This window comes from Inquilinus ginsengisoli (genome assembly GCF_050434925.1).
Lineage (GTDB): Bacteria > Pseudomonadota > Alphaproteobacteria > DSM-16000 > Inquilinaceae > Inquilinus > Inquilinus ginsengisoli_B.
In genome coordinates this window covers 4,624,184-4,646,078 of sequence record NZ_JBNDJK010000001.1, presented here as the reverse complement: position 1 = coordinate 4,646,078, position 21,895 = coordinate 4,624,184, and the positions used below count along the sequence as shown (strand labels likewise).

Genomic DNA, 21,895 nt, shown 5'->3' with positions numbered 1-21,895 from the left:
CGCAATCCGGTTTTCGTCTGAAAAAACCTCGGAAAAAGCATCATATCCAGGGGATCTTGTTCGGAGTTTGTCCGGCCCCGCCAGGGATGAAAGTGCGGCGCGGATTAAAATCGCCGGCAGCTGCGTATATGGAGCATGAAACGCCGCAAGGATGATTTCGACGTCATCGCCGAGCTGCCGGGGCTGAAGCGCTATGCCCTGGTCCTGACCCGCGATGCCGCCGAGGCCGAGGACCTGCTGCAGGACACCCTGCTGAAGGCCTATGAGGGGCGGCGCGGCTGGCAGCCGGACCGGGCGCTGCGCCCGTGGCTGTTCTCGATCATGCACAACGCCCATGCCTCGCGGCTGCGCGGCCGCCGCGCCGAGGACGCCCGCATTGCCCAGGCGACGGAGTTCGCACCCCGATCCGGGGCACCGAGCCAGGATGCCCGCGTCCAGCTGGCCCAGGTGCAGCGGGCCCTGCTGACCCTGCCGGAGGAGCAGCGCGAGGCGCTGTTGCTCGTGGCGGTCGAGGAGTTCCGCTACCAGGAGGCGGCGACCATCCTCGGCATCCCGCTCGGCACGCTGATGTCGCGCCTGGGCCGGGCCCGGGCGGCGCTGCGCGAGACCGTCGGCAGCGCCGAGGCCCCTGCGACCCGCATCGACGGACCGGCCCCGCCGCATCTGCGGCTGGTGGAGTGATGACCATGCCCCAGACCATCCCGTCCGAAGCCGAGATCCAGGCCTATATCGACGGCGAGCTCGACCTGCCGCGCCGGATCGAGATCGAGGCCTGTCTCGAGGCCAACCCCGCCCTCGCCGCCCAGGTGATGGCCGATCTGCGCCTGCGCGACGCGCTGCGCCTGGCCTTCGCCGAGGATGCCGGCATCCGCGTCGCCAGCTATGAGAACGCCCGGCTGCTCGGCCGCGCCGTGCGCTGGCGCCGGCTGACGATCCGCCTGCGCCGGGTGGCCGCGGTGGTGCTGCTGGTCGGCATCGGCTGGGGCGCCCAGTCGATCCTGGGCGTCACCCGGATCGACACCGCCTCGGCGAATATCCCGGCCTATGCCGACGAGGCCGGCGACGCATACCGCACCGTGCTGTACCGCCATCTGGTCGACCCGGCCGAGCCCAAGGGCGGCGTCAAGCCGGAAGACCTGGCCAAGGCCCCGATCACCCTGCCCGACCTGCCGCAGGGCTGGTCGATCCGGTCGATCGAGGTTGTGCCCTGGGACGGCGGCTCCGGCTTCGAGGCGACGATCGACACCGACCGGTTCGGTCTGGTGACGCTGTTCGCCGCCGCCACCGACGGCTTCGACGTGCAGCCGCCGCAGGCGCAGCGGGCGAAGGACGTCACCGTCGCCTACTGGCAGGTCGGCCCCTCGGTCTACGCGCTCTGCGCCGAGGCGAAGGCGGACGACCTGCTGACGGCCGCCAACGGCCTCGCCGACACCTTGTACTGAACGATCCTCAAGGAGTGAACGACCCCATGAATACGCCGCAATATCAATGGCAGACGACGGCGCGCCCGACGGCCGCCGAGCTCGATGTCGGCCTGCGCCAGCACATGCTGCGCGTATACAACTACATGGGCCTTGGCCTGCTCCTGACCGGCCTCGTGGCCTTCCTGGTCGCCAGCACCCCGGCGATCTACATCCCGATCTTCACCAGCCCGCTGAAATGGGTGGTGATGCTGGCGCCGCTGGCGTTCGTCTTCTTCCTGTCGTTCCGCATCCACGCCGTCTCCTCCTCCACGGCGCAGCTGGTGTTCTGGGCGTTCTGCGGCGCCATGGGCCTGTCGATGGCGTCGATCTTCCTGGTGTTCACCGGGACCAGCATCGCCCGCACCTTCATGATCACCGCAGTCATGTTCGGCGCGATGAGCCTGTACGGCTACACCACCAAGGCCGACCTCTCCCGCTTCGGCTCGTTCCTGATGATGGGCCTGGTCGGCATCATCATCGCCAGCATCGTCAACATCTTCCTCGGCTCGACCGCGCTGCAGTTCATCGTCTCGGTCGCAGGCGTGCTGATCTTCACCGGCCTGACCGCCTGGGACACCCAGCGGATCAAGGCGGAATACGCCGAGCATTACGGCAGCGAGAGCCTGAACAAGATGGCGCTGATGGGCGCGCTGTCGCTGTACCTGAACTTCATCAACATGTTCCAGCTGCTGCTGCAGCTGACCGGCGTCACCCGAGAGGAGTAACCGCGTGTACGACACCGAGAAGCAGGCCATCGACGACCTCTTCACGAAGCTGGCGCGGGCCGAGCGTGACGGCGGCCCGCGCGATGCCGGTGCCGAGGAGCTGATCCGGCGCCGCCTCACCGAGCAGCCGGCCGCCGCCTACTACATGGCCCAGGTCATCCTGGTGCAGGAGCAGGCGCTGGCGGCCGCCCAGGCCCAGATCAACGAGCTGGAGCGGCGCGCCGCGCAGCCGGCGGCCGGCGGCTTCCTGGCCGGGCTGTTCGGCGGCGGCCAGCAGCAGCGGCCGCAGCCGGGCGCCTCGCCCTGGGGGCGGCAGCAGGCCCAGCCCGGCTACGGGGCGCAGCCTGGCTATGGCGACCAGCGGGGCGGCTACGGCGCCCAGCAGGGTTACGGCCGGCCCGGCGGCGGTGGCGGCTTCATGGCCGGCGCGATGCAGACCGCGATGGGCGTGGCCGGCGGTGTCGTCCTCGGCAACCTTCTGATGAACGCCTTCACCCCCGATGTGGCCCAGGCGGCCGGGGACCTCACCCAGGCGGCGGAGGACACCGCCGGCGACCTGGCGTCCGACGCCGGGTTCGATATGGGCGGCGAGGAACTCTGAGAGTAGTATGGGGCCGGAGGCGTTCGCGCCTCCGGCCTTCCTTTTTTTCACGTGAGCCGATCGGACATTATCCGTGGAATCCTTCGTTGCGCAGGTCACGCAGTTCATTGCCGACAACCAGGCCTGGGCGGGACCGATCCTGTTCCTGCTGGCCTTCGGCGAATCCATGGCCGTGGTCGGCCTGTTCGTCCCCTGCACCGCCCTGATGCTGGCCACCGGCGCCCTGGTCGGCGGCGGCCTGCTGCATCCCGTCCCGGTGATCCTGTGGTCGATCGCCGGAGCCGTGCTGGGCGATGCCGTGTCCTACTGGCTGGGGCAGAAGCTGGGGCCGAACGCCCGCAATGTCTGGCCGTTCTCGCGCGACCGGGCGATGATCGCCCGCGGCCGGCTGTTCTTCCGCCGCTGGGGCACCGCCTCGATCTTCCTCGGCCGCTTCCTGGGGCCGCTGCGCGCCGTGGTGCCGCTGATCGCCGGGATCATGCGCATGCGCCCTGCCCGCTTCCAGATCGCCAACGTGCTGTCGGCCATCGTCTGGGTTCCCGCCATGCTGGCGCCCGGCTGGCTGGTGGCGCAAGGTGTCGGCGAGCTGGAAGGCATCGGCGAGACCCAGTGGATCGTCATGACCGGCGGCCCGCTGCTGGCCGGCGCCCTGACCCTGGCGGTCTTCGCCAAATTCGCCTCCCGCCGCGCCGTCCCGGTCCGCGTCCGCCGGAACCGAGCCGCCGGCGAGCAGGCCTGAGGAAGAGGAGGCAGCGGTCATGGGCCTCAGCGGTGTAAAGCTCCTGATCATCGGCGCGGTGGTCGCGCTCCTGTTCCTGCCCCTGCTGCTGCGTCAGGCGCGGTCGATCCCGATGCTGCTGGAGCAGGCGCGCGCCGCCTTCGGTGGTGGCGAGGATTCGGAGACCCACCGTCCCCCGACGGCGGGGCCGACCCGTGAGGCCCCTCGCCCCGCCAGCGTCGCCGAGCGGCTGGGCCGTGGCATCGGCCGGCTGCTGCAGCGCCTGGGCCTGTTCCGCGCCGGCTGAGGCCTGGAGCGGAACGAGTTTATACCAAACCTTCTTAAGGTCGACTCTCCGCCCCCTCGTCATGGCGACCCCTGCGAAAGCCGAGGGTGGCCATCCAGTCGTGCAGCCAGAACGAACCCGACCATCCTCGGATCGGTCCGCTCTAAAGCACGAAATCGCCTGCCGTCAGCGCGATCGCTCCGGCCAGCATGATGTGGAAGTCGGAATTGCCGTCGCCGTTGACGTCTCCGGCAATGGTGGTGACGCCGCCGGTGACGGCGAAGCGCAGCTCGCCGGCGACGTGGTGGTATAGGCCCGAGCCGATGAAGCTGAACGCCTGGTTGCCCGCCGCCACGCTGTTGGCGTCGATCGCCGCCAGGTCGATACGGTCGCCCTGGGCCCGGCTGAAATCTGTGATCCGGTCGGCCCCGGCGCCGACCACACTCTGCGCCGCACTGCTGTAGACGAAGCGGTCGGCCCCGGCGCCCCCGGTGAGCGTGTCCTGGCCGCCGGCCCCGGTGAGCACGTCGCTGCCGTTCCAGCCCTGCAGCACATTGGCGCTGCTGCTTCCGACCAGGCTGTCATTGCCCTGGCTGCCGGACAGGTTCTCGATCCCGGTCAGCGTGTCGCCCTGGGCATCGCCACCGCTGCCCGTGCCGCCGACCAGGCTGGCAGCCACCCCGGCGGTGCCGGTGAAGTAGCTGGCGAGATCCACATCCGCGCCGCCGTCCAGCCGGTCCGCGCCGGCGCCGCCGCGGAGGATGTCGTTGCCGCCGCCGCCGAACAGCCGGTCGTCGCCGAGCCCGCCATCCAGCGTGTCGTCATCCTGCTCCCCGAACAGCCGGTCGTTCCCGCCCGCCCCGCTCAGCACATCATTGCCGAACTGGCCGAACAGGTCGTCCGCGGCAGCTCCGCCGGCTACGCTCTCCGCCGACGGGCTGCCGTCGATGAGGAACAGCTCCCGCGCCGTGATGGCCGAGGCGGCGACGCCCTCCAGCGTCATGGTGGCGATCTCGCCGCCGCGCGACACCGACAGCACGGCATGGCCGCCCACGGTGCCGAGCAGCGCCTGCACCGTCGCGAATTCGGAACAGAAGTTGAGGGACAGGATGTCGACCCCGGGAAAGAAGTCGAGGATCCGGTCGTCATCAGTGCCGTCGAGCGCGGTCCAGATGAAACCGTCCGTCGCGAATTGGCCGAGTGGCGGCACGCCGGCGACCGGCGGCGTCTCGCCGACCAGGATGTCGGCTCCGGCACCGCCTTCGATCGCGTCACTCCCGGCGCCACCGATCAGCGTGTCATTTCCATCATCCCCCCTCAGGGTGTCGGCGCCCTCGCTCCCGTCCAGGCTGTCGCTGCCGAAACTGCCAGTAAGCAGGTCATCCCCGATCCCGCCGAGGATCGTGTCATCGCCGTCGCCGCCGTCGATGCTATCCGATCCCCTGCCGCCGTCGAGCCGATCGTCTCCAGAAGCGCCGAGGATATCGTCATCGCCGACCCCGCCATCGGCGAAATCGCTCCCTTCTCCGGCATCGATGTCGTCGTCGCCTTCACTGCCGAAGACGGAGTCGTTCCCGCCGAGGCCGGCCAGATCGTCATCACCGCCCGCCCCGTCGATCGTGTCGCCGTCGGCCGTGCCGGTGATGGCGTCGAAGCCTTCGGATCCGATGAAGACGGTCATGATTCTACCCTTGTGCAGGAGATGGTGAGGAGGCGCCGCGGCGGCCCGGCTCTACAGAACGAAGTCGGCGGCCTGCGGCGCGATGGCGCCGGTCAGCACGATGTGGAAGTCCGAGGCGCCGTCGCCGTTCACGTCGCCGGCGATGGTGGTGACGCCGCCGGTGACGGCGAAGCGCAGCTCGCCGGCGACGTGGTGGTATAGGCCCGAGCCGATGAAGCTGAACGCCTGGTTGCCGGCCGCGACGGTGCTGGCGTCGATCGCCGCCAGGTCGATACGGTCGCCCTGCGCCCGGCTGAAATCCACGATCCGATCGGCATCGGCCCCGACCACGCTGTCGCCGAGGGCGGCGAAGGCGAAGATGTCGGCGCCGATGCCGCCGTCCAGCGCGTCCTTGCCGGCGCCGCCGGCGATCACGTCGTTGCCCTCGAAGCCGTTCAAAGCGTTGCCGCCGGCATGGCCGGTGAGGACATCCCCGCCTTGGCCGCCATTGACGTTCTCGATCGAGACGAAGCCGTCGCCCTGGGCCTCGCCATCGCTGCCGGTCCCGGCCTGCAGGTTCACCTTCACTCCGGCCACGGCGCCGAAATAGGTGACCAGGTCGATGCCGCTGCCGCCGTCGAGCACATCGGTGCCGAAGCCACCGTCGAGGATGTCGTTGCCGACCCCGCCGCGCAGGAGGTTAGTGCCACCGTGACCGGTCAGCCGATCGTTCCCCTGGCTGCCGATGGCGTTGTCGATATCGGACGCCTCGTCGCCCTGGGCGTTGCCGCCGCTGCACAGGCCGGTGTCGAGATCCACCACCACGCCGATGCTGCCCTCGCCGTAGCTGACGGTGTCGACGCCGCCTCCTCCGATGAGGCGATCCGCCCCCGCCCCACCCACCAGGAGGTCGTTGCCGTCGGCCCCGAACAGGAGATCGCCGCCGCCGAGGCCGTTCAGGACGTTGTCGGCCGTGGAGCCGAACAGTTCGTCGCCGAACTGGCTGCCGTTAAGGTTCTCGATGGCGCTCAGCGAGTCGCCCTGGGCGTCGCTTCCCGCCGCGGTGCCGCCGGTGAGGTTGACGATCACGCTGCCGACGCTGTCGCTGTAGGTCGCGGTGTCAATGCCGGCGCCGCCGTCGAGCGCGTCGGCCCCGGCACCACCGCGCAACGCGTCGTCTCCCGCCCCTCCATCCAGCACGTCGATGCCGCTCATGCCGGCCAGAGAATCGTTTCCATCGCCGCCGAGGAGCTCGTTGCCGACCGCCGATCCGATCAGCGTGTCGTTGGCGTCGCCGCCGATGACGTTCTCGATGTCGCCGCCGATCACATCTCCCTGGGCGGTGCCGCCCGCGACGGCCAGAGTCGTCAGGTTCACGCTGATGCCGGCGGTGAAGTTGTCTTGGTACTCGATGCGATCGATGCCGGCGCCGCCGATGAGGCGGTCCTTCCCGAGCCCCCCTGTCAGGATGTCATCGCCATCGCCGCCGTCCAGCGTGTCATCGCCGTTGGCCCCGAACCCACCCACCAGGATGTCATCGCCACCGAGTCCGCGAAGAACATTGTCCGCCGCCGAGCCCCCGAAGACGTCATCGAACTGCGATCCGGTGATGTTCTCGATGTCGTTGGCAATGGCGCCCCGAGCGGCAGCACTGGGCAAATTGATAAAGACATTGGAGCCGATACTTGTGCTGATACCTTCGGAACTCTCGGCGTAGGACACTGTGTCGATTCCGGCGCCGCCGACCAGATTGTCGGCACCTGCGTCCGCAGTCAGGGTGTCGTCGCCATCGCCACCGAACAAGGTGTCGTCGTCGAGTCCTCCCCTCAGCACGTCGTTGCCGGTGCCGCCATCGACAAAATCGGCGCCGGCGCCGGACACGACGATGTCGTCCCCCGCCCCCGCCCGGATGATGTCGTTCAGATCGTCGGCACCGGCGTTCCCCTGGAAGCCGGGTGGGGCGACAAGGCCGTCAGACGAGGTGTGGATGAAATCCTTCCCCGCGGTTCCGTCGACGACGGGCATGATGGTGTGCTCCGAACCCGATCCTTGAATGACCGGAGAGATACGACATCCGCCGATCACCGGCTGTTCCCCCCGGCACAGGCGGAGGCGCACCGGAACCGTGGCAGATCCGGCACGTTCAGGCTCGGACCGGCGTCGGGTGGAATCAGTAAACACATTGTGCAGTTGTATTAATACGCGACTACGTTCATGCTATGTTCCATGGACAAGGCGCAGACCGATCGGATGTCGGAAGCCCCGGCCACTCCCCAGGAGGAGCGGGCGGCGCGGCATCTGCGCATGCTCGCCCGGGCGGCCGAGATCCATATGGAGATCATGGAGGCGACCCGCACCGAGGCGGTCGAGGCACCGCAGCCCGGCGCCGACTATTCCCAGCGCATCGCCGTGGTCACCAAGTCGCTGCGGCTGACCCTGCTGCTGGAGGACAAGTTCGCCAATCATCGCGACGACCGGCGCAAGGCCGCGGCGAAGCGCGAATCGGCCCAGGAGGATTGGCACGACCTTCGGGTGAAGCTGGCGATGCTGGCTGCCGCCTATGAGGTGTCCGAGGACGATGAGGAGGTCGACCGCCGCGTCGCCGAGGTGTGCGAGCGGGTCGAGCGGCCGGAGGTGGCCGAGCTGATCGCAGCCAGCCGGCCGGAGGTCGCGGTGGCCGCCCTGTGCCGGCGCTGGGGTTTCCCGCCGAATGTGGAGCGCTGGCTGGAGATGGCCGACGAGGCGATGGAGCATTACGGCTTCATCCCGCCGGAGGATGGCGAGGAGGCTGATCCGGAGGATCCGCCCGAGCCTCGCTCGGCCGGCGCCGGCCGCCGCAAGCCGAAGCCGCCGGATACGGGATGACCGCAATCTCCTTCTGCTGTCATTGCCGGGCTTGACCCGGCAATCCAGAGGCCACCCAGAGCGGCTTCGACATCTCCGGATGCCCGGGTCAAGCCCGGGCCTGACAGAAAGGGGAGTTGGGTCTGCTCAGCCTGTGAGATCCGATTGTTTCGCCTTTCCCGCGCCGCGGGAGAGGCCGCAGGCGCTTGCGGCCGCGGATCGGAACCTCGCCAGGCCCGGCGCCGTTGATCTGTGGTCGATCCGTCCGACACCGCCCCCTTTCCGCTGGGCGGTTCACCGTTGGAGGTCGCATGACATCGACTGCTCTATTGCCCCTGATCGGCGCGCTCCTGGTCATCGCCGGGCTGGTCTATTCGGCCTTCCAGGGCATCTGGGTCGGCCGCTTCAATCGCGAGAAGCGGTCGTTCAGCCTGCGCGGCTTCGGGCTGAAGGCGAATTGGCCGGGCTTGGCGCTGATCGCCATCGGCGCCATCCTGCTGCTGGCGCCGATCGCCTCCACCCCCGGCTGATCCGCCTAAGCGTCCTGCGACGCGTCGGTGCCGGCGTGTCGGTGGTACAGGTCGAGCACCATCTCCCGTCCGGCCGGGCCCAGCAGCTCCAGCGCCGCGAGCGGATGGCGCTGCGCCTCCGGCAGCAGGTCGAGGCGGTTCAGCAGCAGCGCCACGGCGCAGGCGTCGCGTGGCGACAGCAGCTGGATATTGTCGGGATCGGATCTGGCCAGCCCGACCATCCGGGCGAGATGGGCCACATCCTCATCACGATAGCTCGTCATGCACATCTCCCTGGATCGCGGGCGGAAATCCTACAGCCGGCGTCGCATACGGGCTAGAACGCTTCATTCCCGACAAAATCGCGTGTGCGGTCGGTCAAATCAGGCTAGGAGGCCGCGCATCGGGTCCACAAGAAGAAGATCGAACCATGGCCGCAGCACCGGAGGGCGGGCTCCATCAGGGCCTGCAGCAGCGCCACCTCAGCATGATCGCGATCGGCGGCGTCATCGGTGCCGGCCTGTTCGTCGGCTCCAGCTCGATCATCGGCACGGTCGGCCCGGGTGCCTTCCTGACCTATGCCGTCACCGGCGTGCTGATCATCATGGTGATGCGCATGCTGGGCGAGATGGCGGCGGCCAACCCCTCCACCGGCTCCTTCTCCGACTACGCAAGGCTGGCGTTGGGCGACTGGGCCGGCTTTACCGTGGCCTGGCTGTACTGGTACTTCTGGGTGATCGTGGTCGGGTTCGAGGCGGTGGCCGGCGCCGGCCTGCTGCAGAAATGGCTGCCGGACGTGCCGCTGTGGGCGGCGTCGCTGGGTCTCCTGCTGCTGATGACCGCGACCAACCTCTACTCGGTCCGGTCCTTCGGCGAGTTCGAATACTGGTTCGCCGGCATCAAGGTCGCGACCATCGCGGTGTTCCTGCTGCTCGGCACCGCTATGTATTCGGGCTGTGGCCCGGCCACGCCATGGACTTCTCCAACCTGACGCCGTCCGCCGGCTTCCTGCCGAACGGGGTCGGGGCGATCTTCTCCGGCATCGTCGTCGTGGTGTTCTCGATGGTGGGGGCGGAGATCGCCACCATCGCCGCGGCCGAGGCCAAGGACCCGGAGCGCGCGGTGGTGAAGGCCACCCGCTCCGTCGTGGTGCGGATCCTGATCTTCTACATCGGCTCGGTGTTCCTGCTGACCGTGATCCTGCCCTGGGACAGCCTGGCGCCGAAGGAATCGCCCTTCGTCGTCGCCTTCGCGCGGATGGGCATCCCCGGGGCCGCGGACCTGATGAACGCCGTGGTGCTGACCGCGGTGCTGTCCTGCCTGAACTCCGGCCTCTACACCGCCTCGCGCATGCTGTTCGTGCTGGCCGGCCGGCGCGAGGCCCCCACCGCCCTGACCCGCACCACCAAGGGCGGCGTGCCGGCGCGGGCGATCCTGGCCTCGACCCTGATCGGCTATCTCTCGGTCGTCGCCGCCTATGTCTCGCCCGACACGGTGTTCCTGTTCCTGCTGAACTCCTCCGGCGCCGTCATCCTGTTCGTCTATCTGATGATCGCCGTGTCGCAGCTGGTGCTGCGCCCGCGCACGCCGCCGCAGCGGCTGCGGGTGAAGATGTGGCTCTACCCGGTGCTCACCCTGCTCACCATCGCCGGCATGGCGGCGGTGCTGGTGGCGATGTGGTTCCAGCCCGACACCCGGTCGCAGATCCTGCTCAGCCTGGCCTCGGCCGCGGTGGTGGTCACCGCCTGGGGACTGCGGCGGGCCGTGTTCGGCAAGGGCGTCGCGGCGCCGGCCGAGTAAAAGAAAAGGGCCCCTCGCGGGGCCCTTTCCGTCTCCGGGTCGAGGTCCGGTTCAGTTCTTGGCCTTGTCGACCAGCTTGTTCTTGGCGATCCACGGCATCATCGCGCGCAGCTTCTCGCCGACCTTCTCGATGTCGTGCTCGGCCTGGCGGCGGCGGGTGGCCTTGAAGCTGGCCTGGCCGACCTTGTTCTCGAGCATCCAGTCGCGGGTGAAGCGGCCGGACTGGATGTCTTCCAGCACCCGCTTCATCTCCTTCTTGGTCTCGTCAGTGATGATCCGCGGGCCGGTGACGTAGTCGCCGTATTCGGCGGTGTTGGAGATCGAGTAGCGCATGTTGGCGATGCCGCCCTCATACATCAGGTCGACGATCAGCTTGACCTCGTGCAGGCACTCGAAATAGGCCATCTCCGGCGCATAGCCGGCCTCGACCAGGGTCTCGTAGCCGGCCATGATCAGCGCGGTCAGGCCGCCGCACAGCACCACCTGCTCGCCGAACAGGTCGGTCTCGCACTCTTCCTTGAAGGTGGTCTCGATGATGCCGGCGCGGCCGCCGCCGATCGCCGAGGCGTAGGACAGGCCGATGTCGAGCGCGGCGCCGGTCGCGTTCTGGTCGACCGCGATCAGGCACGGCACGCCGCCGCCCTTCTGGTACTCCGAGCGCACGGTGTGGCCCGGGCCCTTCGGCGCCACCATGAACACGTCCAGGTCCTTGCGCGGCACGATCAGGTTGAAGTGCACGTTCAGGCCGTGCGCGAAGGCGATGGCGGCGCCTTCCTTCATGTTCGGCGCCAGGTCGCGGGCATAGATGTCGGCCTGCAGCTCGTCCGGCGTGCACATCATCAGCACGTCGCCCCAGGCGGCGGCCTCGGCCGGCGACATCACGGTGAAGCCGGCCGCCTCGGCCTTCTTCACGGTCGGGCTCTCGGGACGCAGGGCGATGCGCACATCCTTGGCGCCGCTGTCGCGCAGATTAGCGGCATGGGCATGGCCCTGGCTGCCATAGCCGACGATCACCACCTTCTTCGACTTGATCAGGTTCACATCCGCGTCGCGGTCGTAATAAACGCGCATAGCTCTGTCCTCTCACACGGGGCCGGGCGGCCCGGCCTTTCTCTACGATGACGGGAACTGCCGGCTGCTGGCAACCGGCAGCAAGGGGTTCAGACGGCGGTCAGGAGCCCTTCGGGCCCCCGGGCGATGGCGACCACGCCGGTCCGGCTGACATCGACCAGCCCGAGCGGGATCATCAGCTGGATGAAGGCGTCGATCTTCTGGGACGAGCCGGTGACCTCGAAGACGAAGCTCTCGGTCGTCGAATCCACGGCCCGGGCCCGGAAGACGTCGGCGATGCGCAGGCTCTCGATGCGCTTGTCGCCGGCGCCGCGGACCTTGACCAGGGCCAGCTCGCGCTCCACGGCCGGGCCGTCCATGGTCAGGTCGTGCACGCTGTGCACCAGCACCAGCCGGTCCAGCTGGGCCTTGATCTGCTCGATGATCATCGGCGTGCCGGAGGTGACGACGGTGATGCGGGACAGGTCCCGCGCCGCGTCGACCTCGGCCACGGTCAGGCTTTCGATGTTGTAGCCGCGGCCGGAGAACAGGCCGATGACGCGGGCCAGCGCGCCGGGCTCGTTGTCCACCAGCACGGCGATGGTATGGGTTTCGATCTGGGTCTGGGGGGTCATGCGGTGATCCGAAGGTCCGAGACGAGGGTCGAGGCCGGCCCGCAGCATAGGCGGGCCGGCCTCGGCGAAATGTGCCGTCCGGACCTTATACGAGCACCATCCCCTCCTCCGAGGTCGGCTTGGCGGCCTGGTCGGACGGCCCCAGCAGGATCTCGTTATGGGCCGCGCCGCCCGGGATCATCGGGAAGCAGTTCTCCAGCTTGGAGACCTGCATGTCGACGACCACCGGTCCCTTGATCCGCAGCATCTCGCGGATCACGTCGTCGGCCTCGCCCATGCAGGTGGCGCGCAGCCCGGTCAGGCCAAAGGCCTCGGCCAGCTTGACGAAGTCGGGCAGCGCCTCGGAGTAGCTCTCGGAGTAGCGCTCGCCGTGCAGCAGCTCCTGCCACTGCCGCACCATGCCCATCCAGAAGTTGTTGACGATGAAGATCTTCACCGGCAGCCGGTACTGGGCGATGGTCGACAGCTCCTGGATGTTCATGAGCGTCGAGGCCTCGCCGCCGACATCGATCACCAGCGCCTCGGGATGCGCGATCTGCACCCCGACCGCGGCCGGCAGGCCGTAGCCCATGGTGCCGAGCCCGCCCGAGGTCATCCAGCGGTTCGGCTTCTGGAACGGGATCAGTTGCGCCGCCCACATCTGGTGCTGGCCGACCTCGGTGGTGATGTAGACGTCGTCGCGGTCGGCGGTCAGCTCGGCCAGGCGCTTGATCGCGTATTGCGGCTTGATCACCGCGTCATGCGACCGGTCCTGGCTGAACTGCAGGCAGTTGCGGGCCTGCCACTGCTTGATCTGGTGCCACCAGCCGGCGATCGCCTTGTCGCGCGGCTTGTAGCCCCGGCGCTTCCAGACCGCGATCATCGCCCGGATCACCTTGCCGACGTCACCGACGATCGGCAGGTCGACATGGACATTCTTGTTGATCGAGGACGGATCGATGTCGACATGGATCTTGATCGATCCCGGCGAGAAGGCGCTGATCTTGCCGGTGACCCGGTCGTCGAAGCGCGACGCCAGCGCGACCATCAGGTCGGAGCCGTGCATCGCCAGGTTGGCCTCGTAGGTGCCGTGCATGCCGACCATGCCGAGGAACCGCGGGTCGGAGGCCGGCAGGGCGCCGAGGCCGAGCAGGGTCGAGGTGCAGGGGAAGCCGGTCAGCTCGACCAGCTCGCGCAGCGCCGCGGACGCGTCCGGGCCGGAATTGATGATGCCGCCGCCGGTGTACAGGATCGGCCGCTCGGCCTTGGCCAGCAGGTCGACCGCCTGCTCGATCAGCGCCGGGTCGGGCTCGGTCCGCGGCCGGTAGGTGCGGTGCTCGACATGCTCCGGCGGGGTGTAGATGCCGTCGGCGAACTGCACGTCCTTCGGCAGGTCGACCACCACCGGGCCGGGCCGGCCGCTGCGGGCGACGTAGAACGCCTCATGCAGGATGCGGGCGACGTTGTTGGCGTCCTTCACCAGGTAGTTGTGCTTGGTGCAGGGCCGGGTGATGCCGGTGGTGTCGGCCTCCTGGAACGCGTCGTTGCCGATCAGGTGGGTCGGCACCTGCCCGGTCAGGCAGACGATCGGGATCGAATCCATCAGCGCGTCGGTCAGGCCGGTGACCGCGTTGGTCGCGCCCGGGCCGGAGGTTACGAGGACGACGCCGACCTTGCCGGTCGAGCGGGCGTAGCCTTCCGCTGCGTGCACCGCCGCCTGTTCGTGCCGGACCAGGATGTGGCGGATCGCGTTCTGCTTGAAGATCGCGTCGTAGATCGGAAGGACAGCCCCGCCCGGATACCCGAAGATAACCTCTACGCCCTGGTCCCGAAGGGCACGCAGGACGATTTCGGCTCCGGTCAGCGTTTCTGTCGACATCGTAACCTCTGAATGCGGCCCCCTCCGGGCCGCGGCGTTCAACGTTGGGGATCAACGAGGGTCGGCAAGCTAGACGGCAGATTCCGGGAGGTCAACCGAAAATGCGAAGAAAGCGCAAAGTTTCAGCTGCAATTTTTTCCGAATATTGCGCGTGAGCGACATAGCTGCGTTGCACCCTTGCGTTTTCGGCCGGCAGTTGGTTCCGGAACCAAGTGGTCTGGCGCTTGGCCAGGTTGCGCGTCGCCTGCTGGGCCCGGGCGACCGCAGTCTCGAGGTCGATCTCGCCGCGCAGATGCGCCGCCAGCTCCGGCACCCCCACCGCCTTCATCGCCGGCAGCTCCGGGTCCAGGCCCAGCGCCAGCAGCGCCCGCGCCTCCTCCAGCGCTCCCGCGGCGACCATGGCCCGGAAGCGGCCGTCGCAGGCGGCGTAGAGCGCGTCGCGCGGCGGCGCCAGCACCACCCAGTCGAACACCATGCCGGGCGGCGGGCCGGACCCGGCCTCGAGCTGCCAGTCGGCGAGCGAGCGGTTGGTGGCAACCATCACCTCCCAGGCCCGGATCAGCCGCTGGCTGTCGCCGGGGGAGAGGCGTTGGGCCATCTTCGGGTCCCAGCGCATCAGCTCGGCATGGAAGGCCTCGCCGCCCAGGGTCTCGTGCAGCTCGACCGTGGCGCGGCGGATCTCCTCCGGCACCGGTGGGACCGGGCTGAGCCCTTCGGTCAGGGCGCGGAGATAGAGGCCGGTGCCGCCGACCACGATCGCCCGCTTGCCGGCCTTCTGCGCCAGCCCGATCTCGGCCAGCGCCATGTCGCACCAGGCGGCAGCGGAGCAGCGCGTGGCTGCCGGCAGAACGCCATACAGCCGGTGCGGCGCCCGGACCAGGTCGGCCGGGCCGGGCCGGGCGGTGAGGATCGCCAGCTCGGCATAGACCTGCATGCTGTCGGCATTGATCACCACGCCGTCCAGCGCCTCCGCCAGATCCAGCGCCAGCGCCGACTTGCCGCCGGCGGTCGGCCCGCCGACGATGATGACGGCAGGAGTTCCGGACATATGGGAAGCTGTCGTCATCATTCACCTCGACCCGGCGCCACGCCGGCCGCCGAAGCCACCTGGCGCAACGCGCGGGACAATATCGATCGCGATCCTATATGTCTCGCACGGCGACAGGCCGGGAGCCCGCCCAGGAGACGCGATGCGACTGTTCAAATGCCAGCACTGCCATCAGGTGCTGTACTTCGAGAACGGCGCCTGCGAACGCTGCGGCCGGCACCTCGGCTACCTGCCGGACATCGGGACGCTGAGTGCGCTGGAGCCGGACGGGCCGAGCTGGATCGCCCTGGCCGACCCGCGGGCACGCTATCGCTTCTGCGCCAATTGGGAGCAGCACGCCTGCAACTGGATGGTGCCCGCGGCTGGAGACGAGGCCTTCTGCATCGCCTGCCGGCACAACCGCACCATCCCCGACCTGTCGGACCCGGACAATCATCGCCGCTGGCAGAAGATCGAGCAGGCCAAGCGGCGGCTGTTCTATTCCCTGATCAAGCTGTCCCTGCCGATCCCGACCGCGGCCAGCGGCGACCCCGAGCCGCTGATGTTTGACTTCCTGTCCGACCCTGCCGCCGGCGCGCCGAAGGTGATGACCGGGCACGACAACGGCCTGATCACCCTGTCGTTGAAGGAGGCGGACGACGCCGCGCGGGAAGCCACGCGGGATGCGATGGGCGAGCCCTACCGCACCCTGCTCGGCCATTTCCGGCACGAGGTCGGCCACTACTACTGGGACCGACTGGTCCGCGACGGCGGCGAGCTGGACAGCTTCCGCGCCCTGTTTGGCGACGAGCGGGCGGATTATGGGACCGCGCTCCAGAGCTATTACGACCAGGGCGCCCCGGCCGGCTGGCAGCAGGGCTTCGTCAGCGCCTACGCCACGGCGCATCCGTGGGAGGATTGGGCCGAGACCTGGGCGCATTACCTGCACATCGTCGACACGCTGGAGATCGCCGGCGCCTTCGGCATCGGAGTCAGCCCCGGCATCACCGACGACCCGGCGCTGGAGACCGAGATCCGGTTCGACCCGCATCGCGTCCGCGACGTCCAGACCCTGATCGACGCCTGGCTGCCGTTGACCTACGCCGTCAACTGCCTGAACCGCTCAATGGGCCAGCCGGATCTCTACCCCTTCGTGATCGGCCCCCGCGTGGTCGAGAAGATGGGCTACATCCACGATCTGATCCATCGATCCCGGCCGGGCCAGTCAAAGCGCGCATAGACAGGGACGGCGGCGCTGCGGCATAGACGGTCGCCTGCCCTGGAGATGCGCCGCGCCATGGACCTCGTCCTCACCCTCACCACCGCGCCGGACCAGCCGGCCCTCGACGACGCCCTGACCCGTCATGTGCGCAACGCGCTGGCCATCGCCGGCGGGACGCCGGGCGCGGTCGACTGGCTGGCCCCCGGCATCGCCTGCGACATCGCCTTCACCGGGGCCGATGCCAAGGCGGCGCAGGCGGCGGCGCGGCTGTCGCTGGCCGGGCAGCCGGTCGACGCCAATGTCCTGCCGGCCCAGGGCCGCCGCAAGCGGCTGCTGGTCGCCGACATGGACGCCACCATCGTCGAGGCCGAGACGCTGGATGAGCTGGCGGCCCTGGCCGGCGTCGCCGAGCGGGTGGTGCCGATCACCGAGCGGGCGATGCGCGGCGAGATTGCCTTCCGCGAGGCGGTGGTCGAGCGCGTGGCCCTGCTGGAAGGCCAGCCCCGGTCGATCATCGACCGCGCTTTGGCCGATCTGCGCTACACCCCCGGCGGCCGCACCCTGGTGGCGACGATGCGGGCGAACGGCGCCTATTGCGCCCTGGTCTCCGGCGGCTTCGATGCCTTCACCCGGCCGGTGGCCGCGGCAGTCGGCTTCGACCGCTCCGAGGGCAACCACCTGATCGAGGCCGAGGGCCGCCTGACCGGCCGGGTGCGCGAGCCGATCCTTGGCAAGGACGCCAAGCGCGTGTTCCTGGAGGAGATGGCCGCGGAGCGCGGCCTGAGCCTGACCGACACCATCACCGTCGGCGACGGCGCCAACGACATCCCGATGCTGCAGGCCGCCGGCCTCGGCGTCGGCTTCCGAGCCAAGCCGCTGGTGCGGGAATCGGTGCCGGTGTCCGTGGCGCATGGCGACCTGACCGCCCTCCTCTACCTGCAGGGCTACCGCGCAGCGGAGTTCGTGGCGGCCTAGGCGGCAACAAGGATAAATGCTCCCGATGAGCTCCATCCTTTCACTGTCATGCCCGGGCTTGACCCGGGCATCCAGAAGCTGTCGACATCCTCTGGATTGCCGGGTCAAGCCCGGCAATGACAAGTTGTGATTCAGCTCATGCTGAAAGCGGCCTAGGCGTGTACCGCAAGATCGCCTCCGTCGGCGGGCTGACGCTCGCCAGCCGCGTGCTCGGCCTGGTCCGCGACCAGATCATCGCCGCGGTGCTGGGGGCCGGGCCGGTGGCCGACGCCTTCTTCCTGGCCAACCGCTTGCCGAACCATTTCCGGTCGCTGTTCGCCGAAGGTGCCTTCAACATCGCCTTCCTGCCGGCCTTCACCACCACGCTGCAGCGCGACGGCAAGGCCAAGGCGCTGGCGCTGGCCGAGCAGGTGCAGGCGATCCTGCTGGCCGTGCTGCTGGTCGTGCTGGTGGCGGCCCTGGCCGCCATGCCCTGGCTGATCTCGGCGATGGAGCCGGGCGGCACCGCGGCGGCGCAGACCGATCTGAAGGTCGAGCTGACCCGGATCACCTTCCCCTATCTGCTGTTCATGTCGCTGGTGTCGCTGCAGGGGGGCGTGCTGAACGGGCTCGGCCGGTTCGGCGCCGCGGCGGCCGCGCCGATCCTGCTGAACCTGTTCATGATCGGCGCCGTGCTGGCGCTGACGCCGTTCCTGCCGACCGCCGGCCATGCCCTGGCCTGGGGCGTGTTCCTGTCCGGCATCGCCCAGTTCCTGTACCTGGAATGGGACATGCGGCGGGCCGGCGTGTCGCTGCGCCTGGTCCGCCCCCGCCTGTCGCCCGGCGTGCGCCGCTTCTTCCGGGCGCTGGGGCCGGCGACGCTGGGCGCCGGCATGGCCCAGATCAGCGTCTTCGCCGATACCATCATCGCCCAGGCGCTGCCGACCGGCGCCCAATCCTACCTGAACTACGCCGACCGGCTGAACCAGCTGCCGCTCGGCGTCATCGGCATCGCCGTCGGCACGGTGCTGCTGCCGGAGGTGACGCGCCGCCTGGCCGCCGACGACCATGAGGGCGCGCTGACCAGCCAGAACCGGGCTGTCGAGCTGACCCTGGCCCTCACCCTGCCCTTCGCCATCGCCTTCCTGGTGGCGGCGGAGCCGATACTGGCGGCGATGTTCGAGCGCGGCCGGTTCACCGCTGTCGATTCCCATCAGTCAGCACTGACCTTGACCGCCTATGCCTTCGGCCTGCCGGCCGTTGTGCTGGTGCGCTGCCTGCTGCCCGGCTTCTACGCCCGCGGCGACACGGCGACGCCGGTCAAGATCGCGGTCGCCACCGTAGCGCTGAATGTCGGGCTTAAGATCGCGCTGATGGACTCGCTGTCCCAGGTCGGCCTCGCCATCGGCACCTCGGCCGGGGTGTGGCTGAACATCGTGCTGCTGGCCTGGGTGCTGCACCGGCGCGGCCATTTCCGGCTCGACACCGCGGCTTGGCGGCGACTGCCCCGTATGGTGCTGGCCGGGGGAGCAATGGCGGCTTCGCTGTGGGGCCTGCTGGTGCTGGCCGCGCCAGCCCTGGCCGGCCGCTCTGACCTGCTGGCGGTCACCACCGTGCTCGGCGTGCTGGCGGTGGCCGGGCTGATCTATCTCGCCGCCCTGTTCGGCCTCGGCGCGTTGCGGCGCGAAGACCTGCGGCGGCTGCGCCGGAAGGGAATAGGGGCAGCACAATAAGGAGAGGGCGCCGCCAAGCGAGCAGCGCCCTCAACATGTTCTCGGATCATGCCCCCTTTATCGTCATCGCCGGGCTTGACCCGGCGATCCAGGGGCCACCCAGTGCGGCATCGACATTCCCTGGATGCCCGGGTCAAGCCCGGGCATGACAGGTGAAGTTGGTCTGGCCTTACCCGGCTTCAGCCCGGCCCGACCGGCAGGGCGACGAAGCGCAGGTCGCCGCCGCTCTCGACCAGCAGCAGCACCGATTTGCGGCCGCCGTCGCGGGCCTCGGTGACCTTCTTGGCGACGTCGGCCGGGGCCGCCACTTCGGCCTGGCCGACCTCGACGATCACGTCGCCGGGCTTCAGCCCCTTCTCCGCCGCCGGCGACCCCCCGGTCACGGCGGTGACCACCACGCCCTTCTGGTCGTCGGCCAGCGAGTACTGCTTCTTCAGCGCGTCGGTCAGTGCCGACAACGTCACCCCGAGCGCGTCGAGCTCCTGCGGCTTGGTGCTGTCGGACTGGCTGTCAGGCGTCGAAGCCAGGAGGCCGGATTCCTCCGCCGTCTCGAGCTCACCGAGCGTCACGGGCAGGTCCTTGCGGGCGCCCTTGCGCCAGACCTGGACCGAGGTCTGCTTGTCGACCGGCGTGTCGGCGACCACGCGCGGCAGGCGCCGGCTCTCGCTGATCGGTTTGCCGTCGAACTGCAGGATGACGTCGCCGGTCTCGATCCCGGCCTTGGCCGCGGGACCGCCTTCGGTGACCCCGGCCACCAGCGCGCCTTCCGGCTTCTGCAGGCCCAGGCTCTCGGCGATCTCCGGTGTCACCGACTGGATCCGGACGCCGAGCCAGCCGCGCTTGGTGCGGCCGAACTCGATGATCTGGTCGACCACGCCGCGCGCCAGCGTCGACGGGATGGCGAAGCCGATGCCGACCGACCCGCCCGAGGGCGAGTAGATCGCGGTGTTGATGCCGATCACCTTCCCATCCATGTTGAACATCGGGCCGCCGGAGTTGCCGCGATTGATGGACGCATCGGTCTGCAGAAAGTCGTCATAGGGCCCGGCGTTGATCTCGCGCGACCGGGCCGAGATGATGCCGGCGGTGACGGTGCCGCCGAGACCGAAAGGATTGCCGATCGCCAGCACCCAGTCGCCGACCCGCATCACGTCGCTGTCGCCGAAATCGACGAAGGGCAGCGGCTTGTCGGTCTCGACCTTCAGCACCGCCAGGTCGGTCTTGTCGTCGCGGCCGATCAGCTTGGCCACGAGGCTGGTGTTGTCGTGCAGGACGACGGTGATCTCCTCGGCGCCCTCGATCACATGGTAGTTGGTGACGATGAAGCCGTTGGCCCGGACGATGAAGCCGGAGCCGAGCGCCGTGGCGTTGCGCGGCCGCTGCGGACGCTCGCCGCCGCCCTGGCCGCGGCGGTTGAAGAAGTCGCGGAAGAACTCGTCGAACGGCGATCCCGGCGGGAATTGCGGCATCTCCGGCAGGTCCTGGCCGTCCTGGACCTTCTGGGTGGTCGAGATGTTGACCACCGCCGGCACCAGCTTCTCGGCCAGGTCGGCGAAGCTGTCTGGCGCCGGCGCGGCGCGAGCCGCAGCAGCCGCCAGCAGCATCGCCGCAACAACCAGCACCGTCGCGGCCCAGCGCAGCAGGGCGGTCTCTCCCACGGCACGGGCGACGGCGACGGGGCCGGTCGGGCGGCGGGCAATCGGTCTGGTCACGAACGCTCTCCCTCGCTCAAAGTACGACGCCGGCCCCATGCGGGAGGCCGGCGTCGGTCATCATACACCCGATCGTGGCGAGAAACGGGCTGGCATCAGCCGGGGTTCCCCGGTGCCGCAGGCGCCGGCTGGGCCGGCGTCTCGGGGGCCGGAGCCGGTGCCGGTGCTGACGGAGCCGCCGGTGCCGGGCCGGCGCCCGACGGGGTCTGCTGAGTCACCGCCGGCACCAGGCCGCGGCCGGTGGCGTCGTTGAAGTACTTGAAGAAGTCGCCCTTCGGCGACAGCACCAGGGTGGTGCCGCTCGAGCCCAGCGCGGTCTGATAGGCCTGCAGGCTGCGGTAGAAGGAGAAGAACTGCGGGTCGGCGCCATAGGCCCCGGCCTGCACATTGATCGCCTCGGCATCGCCCTGGCCGCGCAGTTCCTGCGCCTTGCGCTCCGCCTCGGCCAGGAGAACGGTTCGGTCACGGTCGGCGCGCGACTTGATCGACAGCGAGTATTCCGCGCCCTGGGCGCGGTACTGCGCCGCCTCGCGCTCACGCTCGGAGCGCATGCGGTCATAGACCGACTGCACCGTGCCCTCCGGCACGTCGGCGCGGACGATGCGGACGTCGACGATCTCGATCCCGAGCGGCTTGGCATTGGCCTCGACGCTGTCGCGGATCGACCGCATGATCGGCCCGCGCTGCTCGGACAGCACGTCGAGCTGGTTGTAGTTGCCGAGCACGTTGCGCAGCGCGTTGTTGACGAAGCTGCTGATGCGGGAGCTGGCGATCTGCTCGTTCCGCACCGACTGGAAGAACAGCAGCGGGTCGACGATGCGGTAGCGGGCGTAGCTGTCGACGTCGAGCCGGCGCTGGTCGGACAGGATCACCTGCTCGACCGGGGGATCCACGTCCAGCACACGCTTCTCGTAGAACTGGACGTTCTGAATCACCGGCATCTTCAGCTTCAGCCCGGGCTCTGATTCGATCTTCACCACCTCGCCGAACTGCAGCACGAGGGCCTGCTCGTTCTGGCCGACGGTGTAGAGGGAATCGATCAGGACCAGGCCGACGACGACGACGACGGCGCCGAGGACGGCAAGCTTGGCGTTCATG

The 21,895-nt window shown here is 69.0% G+C and carries 22 protein-coding genes; 13 read left to right on the top strand and 9 right to left on the bottom strand.

Annotated elements, in window-relative coordinates; translation table 11 throughout:
• The first annotated feature begins 135 nt into the window (after positions 1-135).
• From QFZ27_RS22160 to QFZ27_RS22135, 6 genes are all read left to right on the top strand, one after another.
• Entirely contained in the window at positions 136-681 is a 546-nt protein-coding gene (locus QFZ27_RS22160) for a sigma-70 family RNA polymerase sigma factor (protein WP_429228614.1), read from the top strand.
• Between the two features lie 5 nt (positions 682-686).
• Entirely contained in the window at positions 687-1,442 is a 756-nt protein-coding gene (locus tag QFZ27_RS22155) for an anti-sigma factor family protein (protein WP_429228613.1), read from the top strand.
• 26 nt (positions 1,443-1,468) lie between these two features.
• Positions 1,469-2,188 (top strand): Bax inhibitor-1/YccA family protein, encoded by a 720-nt coding sequence (locus QFZ27_RS22150; protein WP_429228612.1) that lies wholly within the window; start codon positions 1,469-1,471, stop codon positions 2,186-2,188.
• A 4-nt stretch (positions 2,189-2,192) separates the two neighbouring features.
• Complete coding sequence (locus tag QFZ27_RS22145; RefSeq protein ID WP_429228611.1) at positions 2,193-2,789, top strand: DUF2076 domain-containing protein; 597 nt, start codon at positions 2,193-2,195, stop codon at positions 2,787-2,789.
• A gap of 73 nt (positions 2,790-2,862) precedes the next feature.
• Complete coding sequence (locus QFZ27_RS22140; protein ID WP_429228610.1) at positions 2,863-3,528, top strand: DedA family protein; 666 nt, start codon at positions 2,863-2,865, stop codon at positions 3,526-3,528.
• 19 nt (positions 3,529-3,547) lie between these two features.
• Positions 3,548-3,814, top strand: a complete 267-nt coding sequence (locus tag QFZ27_RS22135; RefSeq protein WP_429228608.1) for a hypothetical protein — start codon at positions 3,548-3,550, stop codon at positions 3,812-3,814.
• A 142-nt stretch (positions 3,815-3,956) separates the two neighbouring features.
• Here the strand turns inward: QFZ27_RS22135 and QFZ27_RS22130 are convergent, their stop codons facing one another.
• A complete protein-coding gene (locus QFZ27_RS22130) occupies positions 3,957-5,474 on the bottom strand; it encodes a calcium-binding protein (RefSeq protein WP_429228607.1) in 1,518 nt (505 codons plus the stop codon).
• A gap of 51 nt (positions 5,475-5,525) precedes the next feature.
• Positions 5,526-7,478 (bottom strand): hypothetical protein, encoded by a 1,953-nt coding sequence (locus QFZ27_RS22125; protein WP_429228606.1) that lies wholly within the window; start codon positions 7,476-7,478, stop codon positions 5,526-5,528.
• A 201-nt stretch (positions 7,479-7,679) separates the two neighbouring features.
• On the opposite strand from QFZ27_RS22125, the gene QFZ27_RS22120 reads away from it, so the two are divergent.
• Positions 7,680-8,318, top strand: a complete 639-nt coding sequence (locus QFZ27_RS22120; RefSeq protein WP_429228605.1) for a hypothetical protein — start codon at positions 7,680-7,682, stop codon at positions 8,316-8,318.
• A gap of 290 nt (positions 8,319-8,608) precedes the next feature.
• Positions 8,609-8,827 carry a hypothetical protein gene (locus tag QFZ27_RS22115; protein ID WP_429228604.1) on the top strand — a complete coding sequence of 73 codons (219 nt, stop codon included), beginning with the start codon at positions 8,609-8,611 and terminating at the stop codon, positions 8,825-8,827.
• A gap of 5 nt (positions 8,828-8,832) precedes the next feature.
• Here the strand turns inward: QFZ27_RS22115 and QFZ27_RS22110 are convergent, their stop codons facing one another.
• Entirely contained in the window at positions 8,833-9,090 is a 258-nt protein-coding gene (locus tag QFZ27_RS22110) for a hypothetical protein (protein ID WP_429228603.1), read from the bottom strand.
• 146 nt (positions 9,091-9,236) lie between these two features.
• Here QFZ27_RS22110 and QFZ27_RS22105 point away from each other — a divergent pair, with 146 nt between their 5' ends.
• The gene (locus QFZ27_RS22105) at positions 9,237-9,797 is read left to right on the top strand and encodes an amino acid permease (protein WP_429228602.1); all 561 of its coding nucleotides are present in this window, start codon (positions 9,237-9,239) and stop codon (positions 9,795-9,797) included.
• Positions 9,779-10,606, top strand: coding sequence for an amino acid permease (locus tag QFZ27_RS22100; protein ID WP_429228601.1), 828 nt, complete (start codon positions 9,779-9,781; stop codon positions 10,604-10,606). The genes QFZ27_RS22105 and QFZ27_RS22100 overlap by 19 nt, the downstream gene beginning before the upstream one ends.
• A gap of 51 nt (positions 10,607-10,657) precedes the next feature.
• Here the strand turns inward: QFZ27_RS22100 and ilvC are convergent, their stop codons facing one another.
• The 4 genes from ilvC to miaA all read right to left on the bottom strand — a co-directional run bounded on the left by ilvC (position 10,658) and on the right by miaA (position 15,197).
• Positions 10,658-11,677 carry a ketol-acid reductoisomerase gene (ilvC, locus tag QFZ27_RS22095; RefSeq protein ID WP_429228600.1) on the bottom strand — a complete coding sequence of 340 codons (1,020 nt, stop codon included), beginning with the start codon at positions 11,675-11,677 and terminating at the stop codon, positions 10,658-10,660.
• Between the two features lie 89 nt (positions 11,678-11,766).
• Positions 11,767-12,291, bottom strand: a complete 525-nt coding sequence (gene ilvN / locus QFZ27_RS22090; protein WP_138886755.1) for an acetolactate synthase small subunit — start codon at positions 12,289-12,291, stop codon at positions 11,767-11,769.
• Positions 12,292-12,376: 85 nt separating this feature from the next.
• On the bottom strand, positions 12,377-14,149 hold the full coding sequence (locus tag QFZ27_RS22085; protein ID WP_429228599.1) for an acetolactate synthase 3 large subunit: 1,773 nt from the start codon (positions 14,147-14,149) through the stop codon (positions 12,377-12,379).
• 91 nt (positions 14,150-14,240) lie between these two features.
• Positions 14,241-15,197 carry a tRNA (adenosine(37)-N6)-dimethylallyltransferase MiaA gene (gene miaA / locus QFZ27_RS22080; RefSeq protein WP_429228597.1) on the bottom strand — a complete coding sequence of 319 codons (957 nt, stop codon included), beginning with the start codon at positions 15,195-15,197 and terminating at the stop codon, positions 14,241-14,243.
• Between the two features lie 142 nt (positions 15,198-15,339).
• Here miaA and QFZ27_RS22075 point away from each other — a divergent pair, with 142 nt between their 5' ends.
• From QFZ27_RS22075 to murJ, 3 genes are all read left to right on the top strand, one after another.
• Positions 15,340-16,416: a zinc-binding metallopeptidase family protein gene (locus QFZ27_RS22075; protein WP_429228596.1), complete on the top strand. Its 1,077-nt coding sequence runs from the start codon at positions 15,340-15,342 to the stop codon at positions 16,414-16,416.
• Positions 16,417-16,473: 57 nt separating this feature from the next.
• On the top strand, positions 16,474-17,373 hold the full coding sequence (serB, locus tag QFZ27_RS22070; protein WP_429228595.1) for a phosphoserine phosphatase SerB: 900 nt from the start codon (positions 16,474-16,476) through the stop codon (positions 17,371-17,373).
• A gap of 158 nt (positions 17,374-17,531) precedes the next feature.
• Complete coding sequence (gene murJ, locus QFZ27_RS22065) at positions 17,532-19,085, top strand: murein biosynthesis integral membrane protein MurJ (protein WP_429228594.1); 1,554 nt, start codon at positions 17,532-17,534, stop codon at positions 19,083-19,085.
• 179 nt (positions 19,086-19,264) lie between these two features.
• On the opposite strand, the gene QFZ27_RS22060 is transcribed toward murJ, so the two are convergent.
• Both QFZ27_RS22060 and hflC read right to left on the bottom strand, forming a co-directional pair.
• Positions 19,265-20,797, bottom strand: coding sequence for a DegQ family serine endoprotease (locus tag QFZ27_RS22060; RefSeq protein ID WP_429228593.1), 1,533 nt, complete (start codon positions 20,795-20,797; stop codon positions 19,265-19,267).
• A gap of 95 nt (positions 20,798-20,892) precedes the next feature.
• Positions 20,893-21,894, bottom strand: coding sequence for a protease modulator HflC (hflC, locus tag QFZ27_RS22055; protein ID WP_429228592.1), 1,002 nt, complete (start codon positions 21,892-21,894; stop codon positions 20,893-20,895).
• Position 21,895: the final 1 nt, after the last annotated feature.